At 48.3% G+C, this 14,862-nt stretch carries 17 protein-coding genes; 1 reads left to right on the top strand and 16 read right to left on the bottom strand.

The annotated features are described in order from the left end of the window. Nucleotides 1–9: 9 nt before the first annotated feature. From bshA to I8U21_RS07975, 5 genes are all read right to left on the bottom strand, one after another. The gene (bshA, locus tag I8U21_RS07995) at nucleotides 10–1,134 is read right to left on the bottom strand and encodes an N-acetyl-alpha-D-glucosaminyl L-malate synthase BshA (protein WP_181732082.1); all 1,125 of its coding nucleotides are present in this window, start codon (nucleotides 1,132–1,134) and stop codon (nucleotides 10–12) included. A gap of 18 nt (nucleotides 1,135–1,152) precedes the next feature. Next, nucleotides 1,153–1,851 carry a bacillithiol biosynthesis deacetylase BshB1 gene (gene bshB1 / locus I8U21_RS07990; protein ID WP_198053663.1) on the bottom strand — a complete coding sequence of 233 codons (699 nt, stop codon included), beginning with the start codon at nucleotides 1,849–1,851 and terminating at the stop codon, nucleotides 1,153–1,155. Nucleotides 1,852–1,912: 61 nt separating this feature from the next. After that, nucleotides 1,913–2,908: a 1-aminocyclopropane-1-carboxylate deaminase/D-cysteine desulfhydrase gene (locus I8U21_RS07985; protein ID WP_198053662.1), complete on the bottom strand. Its 996-nt coding sequence runs from the start codon at nucleotides 2,906–2,908 to the stop codon at nucleotides 1,913–1,915. 17 nt (nucleotides 2,909–2,925) lie between these two features. Further along, on the bottom strand, nucleotides 2,926–3,726 hold the full coding sequence (dapB, locus tag I8U21_RS07980) for a 4-hydroxy-tetrahydrodipicolinate reductase (protein ID WP_220215025.1): 801 nt from the start codon (nucleotides 3,724–3,726) through the stop codon (nucleotides 2,926–2,928). A gap of 32 nt (nucleotides 3,727–3,758) precedes the next feature. Then, the gene (locus I8U21_RS07975; protein ID WP_181732079.1) at nucleotides 3,759–4,091 is read right to left on the bottom strand and encodes a nucleotide pyrophosphohydrolase; all 333 of its coding nucleotides are present in this window, start codon (nucleotides 4,089–4,091) and stop codon (nucleotides 3,759–3,761) included. Between the two features lie 150 nt (nucleotides 4,092–4,241). On the opposite strand from I8U21_RS07975, the gene I8U21_RS07970 reads away from it, so the two are divergent. Beyond that, a complete protein-coding gene (locus I8U21_RS07970) occupies nucleotides 4,242–5,132 on the top strand; it encodes a YitT family protein (protein ID WP_181732078.1) in 891 nt (296 codons plus the stop codon). Nucleotides 5,133–5,613: 481 nt separating this feature from the next. On the opposite strand, the gene I8U21_RS07965 is transcribed toward I8U21_RS07970, so the two are convergent. The 11 genes from I8U21_RS07965 to I8U21_RS07915 form a co-directional block, all read right to left on the bottom strand. Then, nucleotides 5,614–6,405, bottom strand: a complete 792-nt coding sequence (locus I8U21_RS07965; RefSeq protein WP_181732077.1) for a sporulation protein YpjB — start codon at nucleotides 6,403–6,405, stop codon at nucleotides 5,614–5,616. A gap of 83 nt (nucleotides 6,406–6,488) precedes the next feature. Beyond that, on the bottom strand, nucleotides 6,489–7,145 hold the full coding sequence (locus I8U21_RS07960) for a DUF1405 domain-containing protein (RefSeq protein ID WP_232333963.1): 657 nt from the start codon (nucleotides 7,143–7,145) through the stop codon (nucleotides 6,489–6,491). Nucleotides 7,146–7,202: 57 nt separating this feature from the next. Next, nucleotides 7,203–7,991 carry a menaquinol-cytochrome c reductase cytochrome b/c subunit gene (locus I8U21_RS07955; protein ID WP_181732076.1) on the bottom strand — a complete coding sequence of 263 codons (789 nt, stop codon included), beginning with the start codon at nucleotides 7,989–7,991 and terminating at the stop codon, nucleotides 7,203–7,205. Between the two features lie 26 nt (nucleotides 7,992–8,017). Continuing rightward, a complete protein-coding gene (gene qcrB, locus I8U21_RS07950) occupies nucleotides 8,018–8,689 on the bottom strand; it encodes a menaquinol-cytochrome c reductase cytochrome b subunit (protein ID WP_037995230.1) in 672 nt (223 codons plus the stop codon). 27 nt (nucleotides 8,690–8,716) lie between these two features. Continuing rightward, entirely contained in the window at nucleotides 8,717–9,214 is a 498-nt protein-coding gene (locus tag I8U21_RS07945; protein WP_037995233.1) for a Rieske (2Fe-2S) protein, read from the bottom strand. 166 nt (nucleotides 9,215–9,380) lie between these two features. After that, nucleotides 9,381–9,836, bottom strand: coding sequence for a DUF2487 family protein (locus tag I8U21_RS07940; protein WP_198053661.1), 456 nt, complete (start codon nucleotides 9,834–9,836; stop codon nucleotides 9,381–9,383). Between the two features lie 59 nt (nucleotides 9,837–9,895). After that, entirely contained in the window at nucleotides 9,896–10,444 is a 549-nt protein-coding gene (locus tag I8U21_RS07935; protein WP_049720005.1) for a YpiB family protein, read from the bottom strand. A gap of 113 nt (nucleotides 10,445–10,557) precedes the next feature. Beyond that, nucleotides 10,558–11,688, bottom strand: a complete 1,131-nt coding sequence (locus I8U21_RS07930; RefSeq protein ID WP_198053660.1) for a hypothetical protein — start codon at nucleotides 11,686–11,688, stop codon at nucleotides 10,558–10,560. 81 nt (nucleotides 11,689–11,769) lie between these two features. Continuing rightward, the gene (locus tag I8U21_RS07925; RefSeq protein WP_181732073.1) at nucleotides 11,770–12,267 is read right to left on the bottom strand and encodes a hypothetical protein; all 498 of its coding nucleotides are present in this window, start codon (nucleotides 12,265–12,267) and stop codon (nucleotides 11,770–11,772) included. Between the two features lie 169 nt (nucleotides 12,268–12,436). Beyond that, on the bottom strand, nucleotides 12,437–13,729 hold the full coding sequence (gene aroA / locus I8U21_RS07920; protein ID WP_198053659.1) for a 3-phosphoshikimate 1-carboxyvinyltransferase: 1,293 nt from the start codon (nucleotides 13,727–13,729) through the stop codon (nucleotides 12,437–12,439). Beyond that, complete coding sequence (locus tag I8U21_RS07915) at nucleotides 13,726–14,856, bottom strand: prephenate dehydrogenase (RefSeq protein ID WP_198053658.1); 1,131 nt, start codon at nucleotides 14,854–14,856, stop codon at nucleotides 13,726–13,728. Before I8U21_RS07915 ends, aroA begins: the two co-directional genes overlap by 4 nt. Nucleotides 14,857–14,862: the final 6 nt, after the last annotated feature.

The following is a 14,862-nucleotide window of genomic DNA, read 5'->3' as shown; positions in this document are numbered from 1 at the left end:
CTCACCAACTCACCCGTTGATCACCCGACGATAAATCGCTTCATATTGTTCAACGATCTTCGTCCCGCTGAACACCGTTCTTGCCCTTTGCAGGCCCGCTTTTGCAAACGACGCATGCATCTGCGGATCCCTCAACAATTGAACGGCATACCCGGCCATTTCATCCACCGCTCCCACCGGGGACAAAAAGCCGGTTTTCCCGTGTTCAACCACCTCCGGAATCCCTCCCGCATCGGATGCAACGGCCGGAACCCCGCAGGCCATGGCTTCCAGGATCACCAAACCAAAACTTTCCTTGGCGGAGGGAAGAAGCACCAAATCGGCCAGGGAGATCAGCCGGGACACTTCATCCTGTTTTCCCAAAAAGATAACCCTGTCCTCCATTCCCCATTGTTTCACCTGCTCAATCACCCGTGGAAGCTCGGGGCCTTCGCCCACCATCAACAACCGGGCCGGCAGGGATTCACTCACTTTGCGGAAAATCTCAATCACATCCATCGGGCGTTTGACCGGACGAAAATTGGAAATGTGAAGCAACAGCTTTTCGTCCGCATCCACATACTTTTTCCGCAGGTCGGAAACATCCCGCGGATAATACACCCTTGTATCCACAAAATTGTAGATGCAATCAATCTTTTTTTCATGATCCTGACAAAAAAGGGCTTTCGTTTGCTTGGCAAGATCCTCCGATACCGCCGTCACCGCATCACTCTGCCGGATCCCGAAACAAATAATGTCTCTCAGTGATGGATCTTCCCCCAACACGGTGATGTCGGTTCCGTGGAGGGTGGTGACAACTTTCAAATGTTCCCCCACCATTTGTTTGGCCAACACGGCGGCAATGGCATGCGGGACGGCATAATGGACATGAAGCAAGTCCAAATCGTATGTTTTTGCAACTTGTGCCATCCGGCTGGCGAGCGACAAATCATAAGGCGGATACTTAAAAACCGCATACCGGTTGGCCTCAACCCCGTGATACCGGATATTTTGGTGAAAGTTTCCCAACCGGAAAGGCATGTCATATGTAATAAAGTGAATATCATGCCCTTTTTCGGCCAACAGTTTCCCCAGTTCGGTGGCTACCACGCCGGATCCTCCGTGTGACGGATAACAAGTAATCCCGATTCGCATCCAAATCCTCCTTCATCTTCAAAGAAACTCTTTTTTTACCGGATGGGGACTCACCAATCCTTCCCCATAGCATACACCGATTTGTTGCCCCCATAACTGATCCCGACCTTGAATCATGGCCAAATATGCGGGCTGATTCAGCGGGGTTTCCACCTGTCCTTCCCCTTGGGAAAACTGGCTGCGGTAGGCAAGCAAAGCTTTCTTTTTTAACTCGTAAACATCCGAAACATCCACAATCACATCTGCTTCACCCATGTGATTAATAAAATAATAATAAACTTGCTCCACACGATGGGCTTCTTCACCGCCAGGTGTTTCTTTTTTCCGGATGGCCGCGTCAAACACGGCTTCTTTGACCATTTTACTGCACTGAACGTGATCCGGATGCCGGTCTTTCCAGTAGGGGGCGAGCACCACACGGGGACGGAGCTTGCGGATCACCTGCGTCATTTTTAACAATTGTTCCTTGCTGCCGGTCAACCCCCGGTCCGGGAAGCCCAGATAAATGCTTTGTTCCACCCCCAGGATCTCCTCGGCCTGCTTCGCTTCTTGTTTGCGAAGCTCCACCGTCCCGTTGGAGGAAAGCTCGGCATCCGTCAAATGACAAAAAGCAACAGAATAGCCTTTTTTTGTATGTTTTGCCACCAAGGCGCCCGCCCCGATTTCAATGTCATCAGGATGAGCGCCGAAAGCTAAAATATCAACGGTTGTACCCACTTCACACCCTCTTTTCCTGTTTCATTTTTTGTAAGTTCCTTGCTTGGTATGGGGCTTGAATTCACGCTTCATCCTGTGAAAGGGAAGAAGCGTGGGTAAAGACAGCCGGGGTTCCGCCGGTGTGCCAAAATAACACGTGTTTATCCTTTAACAGCCCTTTCCGGGCCCGGTCAATCAATCCCGACAGGGCTTTTCCCGTATATACCGGATCGACCATGATACCTTCCAAACGCGCCAGCAGACGAATGGCTTCATTGCCGGCTTCAGACGGAACCCCGTATTTTTTTCCGATGAATTGATCAAACAATTGCAAAGCATCCATGAAAACCGCCTGGTCGTGTCCCAACCATGACAACAATTGAGAAGTGAAATCCTGAATCTCCTGATATAAAGTCTCTTTCGATTCCCAAACGCTGATACCCATCAAATTCGTTTTTTGCGGATATAAATGAATCCCGGCCAGCAATCCGGCAATCGTCCCGCCGGAACCGGCTGCCACATAAATTTCATCAAACGGGGGAATCTGTTTCATTTCCCGCTGTTCCTCCAGCTCTTTCCATGCGCGAAGGTAGCCGTAATCCCCGATCGGGGTCGATCCGCCGACTGGAATGGTGTAAGGTTTTTTTCCTTCTTTTTCGGCTTCGGCCGCTTTCTCTTTCATCGCCTGATACAAATTGTTTGATCCATATACCCCGGTAGTGAACATGGTCGCTCCCATAATATGATTCAGCAGCAAGTTTCCTTGCCGCATCCCCATATGGCGACCGGCAAAACATAACCAGGTTTCCATGCCGGCCTTATTGGCAACCGCAGCCGTCAATCGGGCATGGTTGGACTGGGGGCTGCCTCCGGTGATCACCAGATCACATCCTTTGGACAAGGCATCCCCGATCAAATACTCCAATTTCCTGAGTTTATTTCCCCCAAACATCAACCCCGTCAAATCATCCCGTTTGATCCATAAACTTTTCATCCCCAGGTGTTCGGCGAGACGAGGCAACGGTTCAAGCGGAGTAAATCCATCCAAGATCGGAAAATGATTCATCGGGTGAGGCACGGTTCCATCTCCTTTGATCACAAATCCAAAATATTTTCCAAACCGTAAACCAGCTTGTCCAACGTCATAACTTTTTCAATCGCCAATTTCACACCCGGCATGAACGATTCCCGATGGAAAGAGTCATGCCGTACCGTCAGCAATTGCCCGTCGCCGCCAAACATCACTTCCTGGTGGGCGACCAATCCGGGCAACCGGACACTGTGAATCCGGAAACCGCCGACATAAGCGCCCCGGGCCCCTTCGAGCAACTCTTTTTCTTCCGGATGCCCTTGTTTTAACTCTCCCCGGCTTCTCTGAATCATCTCAGCTGTTTTGACCGCCGTTCCCGAGGGAGCATCCAGTTTCCGGTCATGATGAGACTCCACGATTTCCACATGGGGTAAATATTTCGCCGCTTTTTGTGCAAAGACCATCATCAATACGGCACCAATGGCGAAATTAGGGGCAATGATCGCACCCACCCCGGTTTGTTCACTCATTTCCCGGAGGGATTGGATATCCGATTCAGACAATCCGCTGGTTCCCACCACCGGACGAACGCCCGCTTCCATGGCGAGTTCCATATTTTCTTTCACCACTTCCGGTGTCGTAAAGTCCACCAAGACATCCGCCCGGGTTTTACTGAGAGCTTCAAGTGTGGAAGAAACAAAAGAGACCCCCAACGGCCCGATTCCAACCACTTCTCCGACATCCTTCCCCGCGTGGGTCCGGGATGTGGCTCCGACCAGTTCCAGATCTTCGGTTTTTGTTAACATCTTCACAACTTCCTGTCCCATTCTTCCGCTTGCTCCGGCTACGATGACTCGAATCTTCATGATGTTTCGTCTCCTCTTCTCCCTTGGTGTTTTTATTTGTCTTCAATCCGCGTCCAACGGTTGGCATCCCGTGTTTGGTATTTATCCATTACTTTTTGGTAAGCCTCTTCCAAATCGATGTCCAACGAGTTGGCAAAGCAAGTAATGATAAACAAAAGATCCCCCAACTCATTTTCAATCGAATTTTCTTCTTCATCCGGCTTTTTGGGTTTTTCGCCGTAGCGGTGATTCACTTCCCGCGCCAGCTCCCCCACTTCTTCCGTGAGGCGGGCCAGCATGGATAACGGATGAAAATATCCTTCCTTAAACTGACCGATATATTGATCAACCTCTTTTTGGAGGTCACTGATCGTTTTTCCTGCCATCGCTTCACCCTCCTGCTCCATTCTCATGTTAACGTAAAATACGGAACAAACTCAATCTCCTTCATTATACCGATCTTTTTCAAGCATTGAACCTGGAAATCAGGGCATGTATAATATATCGGAAATGATTCTTTGACAAGGAGAATCCAAATGAAAAAAAACAAAATTCTTTTACATATTTCCAAGATCGTGATCCTTTTAACCGGTTCACTGATTTTTGCCATGGGGATCAACTATTTTGCCATCCCCAGCAATTTGGCTGAAGGAGGATTTACCGGGATCAGCCTGCTTCTGTTCTATTTGTTTGGCTTTTCGCCCGGTCTGGTGATCCTGCTTTTAAATATACCGCTTCTCTTTGTCGGATACAAAGTATTTGGAAAACAATCCTTTATCTATACGATCCTCGGGATCGCCTCTTCCTCTTTTTTCTTGGAAATCACCAAAAACATCGTCACGTGGTTCGGCCCCCCGCCGGAAGACACCTTATTGTGCACCTTGTATACCGGAGTGTTGGTAGGAATCGGCCTGGGGCTCATCTTCCGGACCGGAGGGACGACCGGCGGCGTGGATATCATCGCCCGGCTTGTCAACAAATTTTATGGTTGGAGCATCGGCCGCACCATGTTGATGTTTGATTTCGGCGTCATTCTCTCGTCCGTCTTTATCATCGGACTGGACATGGCCATGTACACGTTGGTTTCGGTGTTTATCAGCGCACGGGTCATCGACTTCGTCATCGAAGGATTGAACGCATCCAAAGCCGTCACCATCGTATCCAACCGCCCTCAGGAATTGGCCGGCACCATTGTCAAAAAGATGAATCGCGGCGTCACCATTTTGACCGGACGCGGCGGATACACCGGGAAAACGCGGGAAGTGTTGTATGTGGTGGTCGGCCGCAACGAACTGCCCAAACTGAAACAAATCGTCCATCAAATCGATCCGCTGGCTTTTGTCGTTGTAAATGACGCAAGGGATGTGTTGGGAGAAGGATTCAGTTATGAAAAAACGATCGCTTACAGCGACCAGCACCGGACCTGAACCGGAAATCCCTTGGAAAAAGGGGAGCCGGTTCTTTTTTATTATGCAGGGCCGGATGGTCATGACCGGGGCATATCCCAAATATAATGTTTTGCGGGCATTCCAGAGTGTTGCCTTGCCGATGTGCTCCTGTTTACCGATTTTTGAAAGAGTTTGTTTGTGTTGCAAACTTGTTTAAATTATAATCGACTGAGTTTTTGTCTCTCCTCTTTTCGACGTCACTGAATCCCATCATGTTGACATCTTCCTTTTTGACAAAAAATTGGTTGCTTTCTTCGAATAAAAATAAGAAGCGCCCAAAACCATGATTCCATTCCCCTAATCAAAAGAGCTGCCCGGTTGTGAAGGCAGCTCTTTTGATCAATCTTGATGTTGACATCCATGTTTTATTACATTGCATTTCCACTCTGGAAAACTTGCGTTTTTCCCAAGCGTCTTTCATATATCCGGCCCGCAAAACATGCCTGACTTGTCCATTTTTTTATTCTGCCATCTCACGCTGCTTGCGCGGATATCTCCGCCAACTGACATAAGCCAAAACACCGGCAATCAACCCGGAGATCCATCCCCCGATTTTTAATAACCCTTCTTTTTCATCCCAAGGGGACACCATGGACAAAACATCTTTTTCGGAACCGAAAAACAACGGGTTCAAGAGCCTTTCCCATTGCCGGATTCCCCGCTCGCGTTCGGCCCAATCATTGGTCTTCCGGATCCATGTCATCAATGAGTCCAGTTTTTGTACCGTTGTTTCGCTTTTACTGATCATGACCGCCGGACGGATCAACTGGTAATGCTCATAAAACTGATCGATTTGTTGCCTGTAACCTTTTTCATTTTTCGCTTTGATTTCATTCTTGATCTGCCCGATATCCCGTTTGAACTCGCCGTAATATTGATGCCACATCGGCTGATGGGGATGAGACACGGCATCAAAAGCCATTTGCATGCGAAGCGCGGAACGGTGAATCTTGGCATGATTGGGCCGGATTTGATTCAAATTCCGCTCCACATCCATGATCACCCCCGATAACATATGAATCGCGGGCACCGTTAATTGTTTGTCAACCCAATTGGATTTGGAAAACTGTTGAGACAAGGCGGCCAGCTTCTCCCTTGCCGATAAATAATTTTTCTCTTCGATGCTTTTCATCACTTCATTGGCCAACCCGGACCAGGATTGGCTTTCATCAAAAAAGCCTTCATTGGCTTGTACCCTTTCCACCGGGATGATCCACAACACGACCATCAAAGTCCAGATGATCCATCTCAAAACCACTCCCTCCCGTTCACCTCCGATAGTACAAGTTTATTTGTCATCTCATCCGGTTATGTCCCCAAACAAAAAAGCCGGTGTCATTTCCCGGCTGAAAACCACAGATGATAATTCCATTTTCGGTGCGAACTGTTTAACATGGACAGGGTGGCGAAGAAAAGCAATGTCGTCAAGCTTAACAACAGCGTGAAATAACCGACCAAATGGTCATAAGGCTCCAACGGGGGTGCCAGCCACGGATGGATATCGAGCCCGTAGTCCAACGCATCATTGAGCAAAGTCCAACCTCCGACCAGCAAAATTTCCCGGACCCGGTATGTATAAAAAGGAGCATACAAAACGGCCTGCAAAGCCATTCCCAGATGAGAGCCGATCAACATCCAATGTTGCCAGGTCAACGCCTCCATAAAAGGACGCGTATCCAACATTCCTCCCCATATGATCATCACCACGGCCCATATGCCGTATTTCACCAAAGTGATGGAAGCAAACGCCTCCAAAAGCGGGCTTCTGCGATGACAAAGATAAGAAAGCAGGACGAAACAGAAAAAAGTACTGGCGGTGGGACTGTCGGGGACAAATATATTTAAGTATTTCGGCTCTGTCCAAAGGAGTTGATTTTTGTACCAATAAAACCCGTAAATGGATCCCAGCAAATTAATTACCAACAAAACCTGCAAAAAAAACCGTTGTTCCATGATCCACAACCACTTCTGTTTGAGGACAGCGAAGCTCATTGATTTTCCTCCTTTGAAACAAAAACCTGGTTGCCAAGGCAACCAGGTTTTTTCATCTTATTTTTGCGTCTGTTTTGTCAACCATTCAACCAATACTTTTTCCTCTGCAGGGCTTCCTTGGAACATTCCGGCAGGCATTGCCCCCCGGCCTTCTTCAACAATCTTGGTGATTTGATCAGCTGACAGTTTGTTTCCAACGCCCAGCAAGCTCGGTCCGTTTTTCCCTTCCAGGTTTTCGCCGTGGCATTTGATACAAGCATTTTCAGAATAAATTTGATACCCTTGAGAGTCTTTTGCCACTACTTCCGTATTTTCAGGTGCTTCGCCGGGTGCAGACTCCAATTGCTGTTCATGCTCGTATTCCGCTGCCCATGTCAATGCCGAAATCGCAATCAAAGTCGTCACCATAATCCCGGTGGCCACCGGACGTTTCAAAGGGCGGCGCTCCTTGCTGCGATCCAGCCACGGGGCAAGCATCAATGCCAAAAATGCGATACCCGGCAAGATCACGGTACCCACAACCACAAATTTTCCAGCGGCCCATTTGTATTTCAGCAATTGGTACAAAAACAAGAAGTACCAGTCGGGAACGGGCAAAAAGCTGGTGTTGGTCGGGTCGGCAAGCTCACCGAGCGGGGGTTCTTCCGACATGACCAAGGTCATGAAACCCACCAAAAAGACAACTGCAACCATCCACTCTTTTAAAAGGAAGTCCGGAAAAAAAGCTTCCGTTTTTCCTGGAAACTCAGCGTAGTCCTTCGGATATAACTTCGGACGGTCAGCACGAACGCGTGAGTCTCCCACATAGTGGACTTGTTTGTCGTTTCCTTCTTGATTATGTGCCAAAGTGGATCCCTCCTCACGCGCAGACCTTATAGAGGTCCGGATATGCCCTGACGACGAATCAGGATAAAGTGTGCACCCAACAGCGCAAGCAATGCAGCCGGGAGGAAGAACACATGCAGAGCATAAAAACGTGCAAGAGTCTGAGCACCTACGATGTCTCCCCCTTGCAGGAATGTTGCGATGTAAGGCCCGATCACCGGCACGGAAGCCGCGATTTCAACCCCTACTTTGGTGGCAAAATACGCTTTGTTGTCCCACGGCAACAAATAACCCGTAAATCCAAGGCCCAACATGACAAAAAAGATCAACATTCCGATAATCCAGTTAAATTCACGCGGATGTTTGTAAGATCCTGTGAAAAACACGCGCAGGGTATGTAAAAAAAGCATGACGATCGCCACGCTGGCACCCCAGTGATGCATGCCCCGCACAATGACACCCATTGCAACCTCATTTTGCAGGTAATCGACGCTCCGGTGAGCGTTTTCAATATCCGGAACATAACTCATTGCCAAAAACATGCCGGATAGGATTTGAATAACGACGACAAAAAAAGTCAATCCACCAAAGCAATAAATAAAAGCAGAAAAGTGGTGAGCCGGGTTTACGTGTTCCGGCACCTCATGGTCCGCAACATCGCGCCACAACGGCGTAATGTCCAACCGCTCATCCACCCAATCATAAATGGCGCGCAGCACTTGCTACACCTCCGTTTCAGCAACCATTTACTTCTTGATTAGCGGTCCAATCAATAACTTTCCATCTTGCACTTTCGTTTCATAGCGATCAAGAGGTGCTGATGGGGGAGTACCCGGGACGTTGGTCCCATCCTTCGTGTACCGGCCAAAGTGGCAGGGACAGAAGAACTGGTTTTTAAACTGCGGGTTGCTGTTCCAGTTTACGGTACATCCCAAATGCTTGCAAACGGGGGACAAAGCCACAAATTCACCGTTTAACTTCAGCACCCAGGCAGTCATCTGTTCCCCTTTAGGCGGGTTGTACCAGCCATCTTTACGATGAACCGTAAAGCGCACTTCCTTTGGTGTATCGGTAATTTCATCCACGCTCAAACCAACATCGTGGAATTCGCCGCCTTCTCCTTTTCTGAGTAACGGATCAGCAACAAACCGAACCATCGGGAAAAGGACTCCCGAAGCAAGGAAAGCACCGGTCCCACCTAATGTGTACGTTAAAAATTGCCGGCGGGAAACTTTCTTACTCACGTTTTGTCCGACCTCCTTCTATCCGGCTTACCGTCCACTCGGACCGGAATCTATGCTAGGACACTTTCATCTTTTACTAGGACATATACATGATAGCGAAAGCTTTCCATAAAAGTCAAGGAAGCGTTCAGACTTTAAGGGACAATGTTCCCAAAAATCTTGAACATTAAGATTGATGTTGCCAGAGTTCCAATACTTTTTCATAAAGTTTCCGGCTTTCTTCCTCCATTTCTGACCGGGTGGTCTCCGGTGAAAGTTCCATGGCATAAAACAACAGGTTTTCATCTTCTTCCGCGAAACATTCCTCCACCAACGCTTTCAGTTTCCCGTCGCATACGATGACAAGATAATTAAAACCGGATTGCCTGATATCTTTTATTATTTCATGAAAATACGATTTAAAAACCTCCGGGTTTTGTCCCGTATATGAAACGGACGGCAAGAGCAACAACCGCCCTGTTAAAGTTTTTTCCAGTTCTTCGGCAAAATATTGGACCATTTTCCCGTTTTTAATATCCAATTCTTTTTCCTCGATCCGGACAGAGGCAACCGGCAGGCACAAGGTGTCCACAAAGGCCGCCACCTCTTTCCAACCGTCCTGATTGATTTGATCCAGTCGCATTTTGTAACCTTCTTTCCAAAAAAAATGCCCAGCTTCTGCTGAACATTATAACGAATATATCATTTGGACTCCAGTATTTCCTTCCATTGTTTGCTAAGTTGTAAAAATGTTTCAACATCTCGCTTGGCCAAAGCATCATCAATTTGTTCGTACAAACGTTTTTTTTCAAAATCCTTTACCGCCTGATCCAGAAGCATCTCCGCAAACAGACTCAGCAAATGGTCTTGCACCAAGTCATGTTTCTCCATGGAATAAACCTCCAATACCGCGGTAAATTTGGAACACGAGAAACGCTTTTTAAAATACAAACCGATATATAGCTCTTCATGGGGATACGCCCGGATATCGTCAAAAGCCGTCTCCACATCCGTATACACCCGTTTGTTTTTCGTAAAACGAAACGGGACCATTTTACTGCAACAGGATGAGATAATCATGGATTTGGGCAGGTTGCGGACATGATCCACAAAACGGACTTTTTCAAGCAACCGGTCATTGGAATGCAAATAACCGAGTAACCATGCCGCTTCTTTTTTCTGCAAATCGTAATTTTCCAGGAACCAATGAATGAACGATTTTTTCTCTGCCACAGACACGTTGCTTTTCATATTTCCCCCACTCTTGCGCCGTTTGGAAAATTCATTCTATTCCGGCTGCAATCCGGAAACAAACCGTTTCCGGATACAACATGTTTTCGGCGCCATGGACATTGATTCCTGCCTCATGTCCTTTGGAGGAACCCTTCCTCGATCGCACGCTCCCTGAAGGCCGAAATCCCGTATAACCACTTGACTCCGGATGGTGTAAGGGAAATATATTGCTCCTCTCCTTCCCTGCCGATCTTCAACACGCCGAGATGCACCATCATTTTCAACACTTTTTGGAAAACGCTTTCTTTTGTTTCGTAATAAAAAGGGTTGAGCCAAGATTCCGTTGCCTGATAAACCGTAACCGTCCGGATCCATCCCGGATAAGCCAACAATGCGATCAAACGAATGACCATCGGCAACTGCGGAATTGCCCGCCGGTAAAGACGTATCCAAAACCGGACCAATTCTTTTCCATGGTCAATCTTTTGCTTCTCTTGATTATTTAATTTCCCCGAACCTTTCTCCGTTAAACACAAATATCCATCTTTATCCTCTATAAAATATCCTTTGTAATAGGCATAATCATACAATAGTGAGAAACGGTCCGGATACAGATGGTAACAACGGCCGAAACCAAACCGGGGACCTTTTTTGGAAACCGGTTCTTCCGGGACATAAAACGTTTGAAACATTTGCTTTTGCTGATTTTTATAGATCGCCCCGTCCAAGGTCAACCGGACGATTTCCTTTTTTAAGAACAGGAGGAAATGGTCCAAGTCGTGGAGCAACTGCTCTTGCTCATCACGATAAACCGCCGGCGGGTCCTCCCGGTAACTTCCTTTCATCCGGAAAGGCTTGAGCAAAATCTCACTCACTCTTTCCCGCAAATCGGAAGGCACATGATACAGTGATTGCGTACGATAGGAATAGCCGGGAAAAATCCATCCTCTTTTCAACGAATCCACAATGAACCGGCGCGGCTCGCCTTTTTCGCCGTCCAACGCCGCCCTTCCTTTGGCCAGGAGTTCTTCCATGGAGTATTGAAGGCTCGGATCCAACATGATCAACTGCAGAAAACGAAATTCATGTTTGTCGAGGGAAGCGATTTGCTCCTCCAGCTGGTTTTTTTGGTTCATGCGTTGCAACAACGACCGGATCAGGTCATATTTGGAACAGGAATTTTGATTTTCACACCCGTAGTACCGGTTCATTCGTTTCAATTGTTCGATATCCGTATACGTTAACCAATCTGCCATGTTCACCGTCCATCTTCCTCCTCGGAGACTCGTTATTTTTATTTTGGACGAATCAGGAGAAAGATAGACTCTTTGCCGTCCTGGTTTTCAAAGATTCTTCTCATTTAACGGGATGGATGATTTCCGGTTGCCACTATGTTCTTCCGGTTTTTCCTCTTTCACCTGAATTCCTCTGCCTGCAAGAAAAAGAATAAAACTGATGATGACCAAGTGCCAATCATGAATGGTTTGTTTTGGAAAAAACAAGGCCAATAAATCCCCGATCAAATCTTTCCAATATAAATAAAATTGATCAATCACGGACACCGTTTGAATGAAAAACAAAAGATGAAGCCCCAAAAACACCGCCGTTGCCTGCCACAGCGACAATCCATGGGATTGTTTTGCGGAAGAGCCCAACCCCAAATAAATAAACATCATCATGACACCGATGATCAGCACGGTCCACTCCATCAAATGATCCGCCACCAACCGGGCGGGAAACCAAAATGAAATCAACAAGGGAAAAAACCAGATTTTCAATGCCATGACCAATCCGATCACGATTAAGAATTCAAGGCAAAAACGACCGACTCTTGTCCGCATGAAACCACCTCATCCCACTTTTATGTTTACAAGGAAAAAAAAAGAACCGCCCGATCAAATCGGGCGGGTTGCACAGGACGTACAATATTGGATAGGAGTGGAGAGAAACCATACTGTAGTTCCCATTATACGGGCAGAAGTGGACAAGGTCAACAACATTTTTTAATTTTCAGATTTGACTTACTTGCATTTTTTGGATGTAACGGAAAAATCCAGGGAAAGATACATCGATGGATTCCACATCCAATACTTTGACGGTTTCTTTGGCTCCCAACCCGGCGACCGCCATCGACATGCCGATCCGGTGATCCCCGTGGCTGGTGGTGGTGCCGCCGTGCAGGGTCACGGGGCCTTCGATCACCATTCCGTCTTCGGTTTCTTTGATGTTTGCCCCCAACTTCTTCAGCTCGTTGACCGTGGTGGCAATCCGGTTTGATTCCTTCACTTTTAATTCTTTGGCATCTTTAATGACCGTGGTTCCTTTGGCCTGAGTGGCAACAACGGCCAAAACAGGAATTTCATCAATCAAGCGCGGAATCATTTCTCCGCCAATGGTCACTCCGTGAAGCTCTCCAGTGCGAACAGTCACTCTGCCGACCGGTTCATTGCACCAACTTCCGGTCTCTTCCACTTCCACCATGGCTCCCATTTGTTTAAAAGCATCCAGGATTCCGGTCCTTGTCGGGTTTAAACCGACGTCTTCCACCGTCACCTGGCTGCCCGGCACCATCAGGGCGGCGGCAAGGAGGAACGCGGCAGAAGAAATGTCTCCCGGCACCCGGACTTTGGTACCGCGCAACGATTGTCCCCCTTCTATGGAAACCACATGATCTTTCGCCGTCAATGCGGCTCCAAACGCCGGCAGCATGCGTTCGGTATGGTCACGGGATAGAGAGGGCTCAGCCACCGTGGTGACCCCTTCCGCGCTTAAACCAGCCAGCAAAAGACAAGACTTCACTTGGGCGCTGGCCACCGGACTGTGATAGGTGATCCCCTGCAGACGGCCTCCTTTTACGGCAAGGGGGGTGTAACGCCCGTTTTCCCGTCCTTCAATGCGTGCTCCCATTTTTCTTAACGGTTGAACCACCCTGTCCATGGGACGGCGGCTGATGGAATCATCACCGATCACCGTGGAAAAAAACGGCGCTCCGGCCAATATTCCCAGCATCAACCGGATGGTCGTGCCGGAGTTTCCCACATCCAGCGGGGCCACCGGCTCTTTTAATCCGTGGATCCCCCGGCCGTGAATCCGCACGGATGTGGGGGACAATCGTTCAATTTCCACTCCCATCTGTTCAAAGCATTGCAGGGTCCCCAAACAATCCTTTCCGGGCAAAAAGCCCTCGACTTCGGTCACCCCTTCAGCCAATGCCCCCAGCATGATGGAGCGGTGGGAAATCGATTTGTCACCGGGGACTTTGCAAGTCAATTGAAACGGTTTCGACTGCCATATTTCCATCATACTTTGCTTTCCTCCCAGCTTTCGTCCTCACTGAATACTTCCAGTCCTTCCCTGCGCAAGACAGAGATGGCGGCCAGATAATCTTTTTCTTTTTTAAAGGCAATTTTTAAGACACCGGGAATCTCTTCCCGGTTTTCCATCACTTCCAAATTGCTGATATTGATGTTTTCGTTTCCCAACAAGGTGGCAATCTTTCCGATCACCCTCGGCTGGTCCGGCACATCCACATGACATTCATACCGCGGTTCCAGAATTCCCCGGCGCTTTTTATCCGGCAATTGTTGCCTCAACCGGCGGGAGCGGCTGAAAAACGCTTCAATTTGCTCTTGTTCCCCGTCAGAGATGGCGGAGCGGACTTCTACCATTTTTGCGATCCAATCATCCATCAACTTTAACAGTGCTTTCCGGTTGGAAAGCAAAATATCCCGCCACATGACCGGATGACTGGCACCAATGCGGGTCAAATCCCGAAATCCGCCTGCTGCCAAGCGATGAAACCATTCATTTTCTTCATTATAATTGCCGACCACATTCACCAATCCGGCCGCAATGATATGGGGCAAATGGCTGATCGCCCCCACAATCCGGTCATGATGCGCGGCATCCATGATCACCAGTTCGGCCCGGGTCGCCTTATGCAACAACTGGCTGACCTTTTGCACCTCCCAAAGGGAAGCTTCCGGATCCGGAGTCAAAACATAGTAAGCATTTTCAAACAACAAAGACCGGGCCGCCTGAATGCCTGACTGGTGCGATCCGGCCATGGGGTGCCCGCCGATAAAAACGATCCCTTTTTCTTTTAATTTGCGGCTTGCTTCCATGATCTCCGATTTGGTGCTCCCCACATCGGTCACAATGCATGACGGCTTGAGGGGGAGTTTGGCCAATGTCTCAATCATTTGCTTGATTTGGCCCACAGGCAAGGCGATGACAATCATGTCGGCATCGCTGACCGCCCGCGGGAGGGAAGTTGTCCAATCATCCACGGCACCGATTGCCATCGCATACCGCAAGTCTTTTTCCGAACGGTCATATCCGACCACCACGGCATCGGTCCGTTCTTTCAATCCCAGCGCCAAAGATCCGCCGATTAATCCAATTCCCAGAATCGCAATTTTTTCAGGCATCGGGAG

This window comes from Thermoactinomyces sp. CICC 23799 (genome assembly GCF_016055145.1).
Taxonomy (GTDB): Bacteria; Bacillota; Bacilli; order Thermoactinomycetales; family Thermoactinomycetaceae; genus Thermoactinomyces; species Thermoactinomyces intermedius.
Note: the sequence above shows the minus strand (reverse complement) of the source record. Positions and strands in the feature narration are given on the sequence as shown.

What these genes read in the sequence shown, in the direction of transcription:
- bshA (WP_181732082.1), bottom strand. Translation starts at nt 1,134, where the DNA reads ATGCGAATCGGGATTACTTGTTATCCGTCACACGGAGGATCCGGCGTG.
- dapB (WP_220215025.1), bottom strand. Translation starts at nt 3,726, where the DNA reads ATGAAGATTCGAGTCATCGTAGCCGGAGCAAGCGGAAGAATGGGACAG.
- I8U21_RS07975 (WP_181732079.1), bottom strand. Translation starts at nt 4,091, where the DNA reads ATGGCAGGAAAAACGATCAGTGACCTCCAAAAAGAGGTTGATCAATAT.
- I8U21_RS07970 (WP_181732078.1), top strand. Translation starts at nt 4,242, where the DNA reads ATGAAAAAAAACAAAATTCTTTTACATATTTCCAAGATCGTGATCCTT.
- I8U21_RS07960 (WP_232333963.1), bottom strand. Translation starts at nt 7,145, where the DNA reads ATGAGCTTCGCTGTCCTCAAACAGAAGTGGTTGTGGATCATGGAACAA.
- I8U21_RS07940 (WP_198053661.1), bottom strand. Translation starts at nt 9,836, where the DNA reads ATGCGACTGGATCAAATCAATCAGGACGGTTGGAAAGAGGTGGCGGCC.
- I8U21_RS07935 (WP_049720005.1), bottom strand. Translation starts at nt 10,444, where the DNA reads ATGAAAAGCAACGTGTCTGTGGCAGAGAAAAAATCGTTCATTCATTGG.
- I8U21_RS07925 (WP_181732073.1), bottom strand. Translation starts at nt 12,267, where the DNA reads ATGCGGACAAGAGTCGGTCGTTTTTGCCTTGAATTCTTAATCGTGATC.
- aroA (WP_198053659.1), bottom strand. Translation starts at nt 13,729, where the DNA reads ATGATGGAAATATGGCAGTCGAAACCGTTTCAATTGACTTGCAAAGTC.
- I8U21_RS07915 (WP_198053658.1), bottom strand. Translation starts at nt 14,856, where the DNA reads ATGCCTGAAAAAATTGCGATTCTGGGAATTGGATTAATCGGCGGATCT.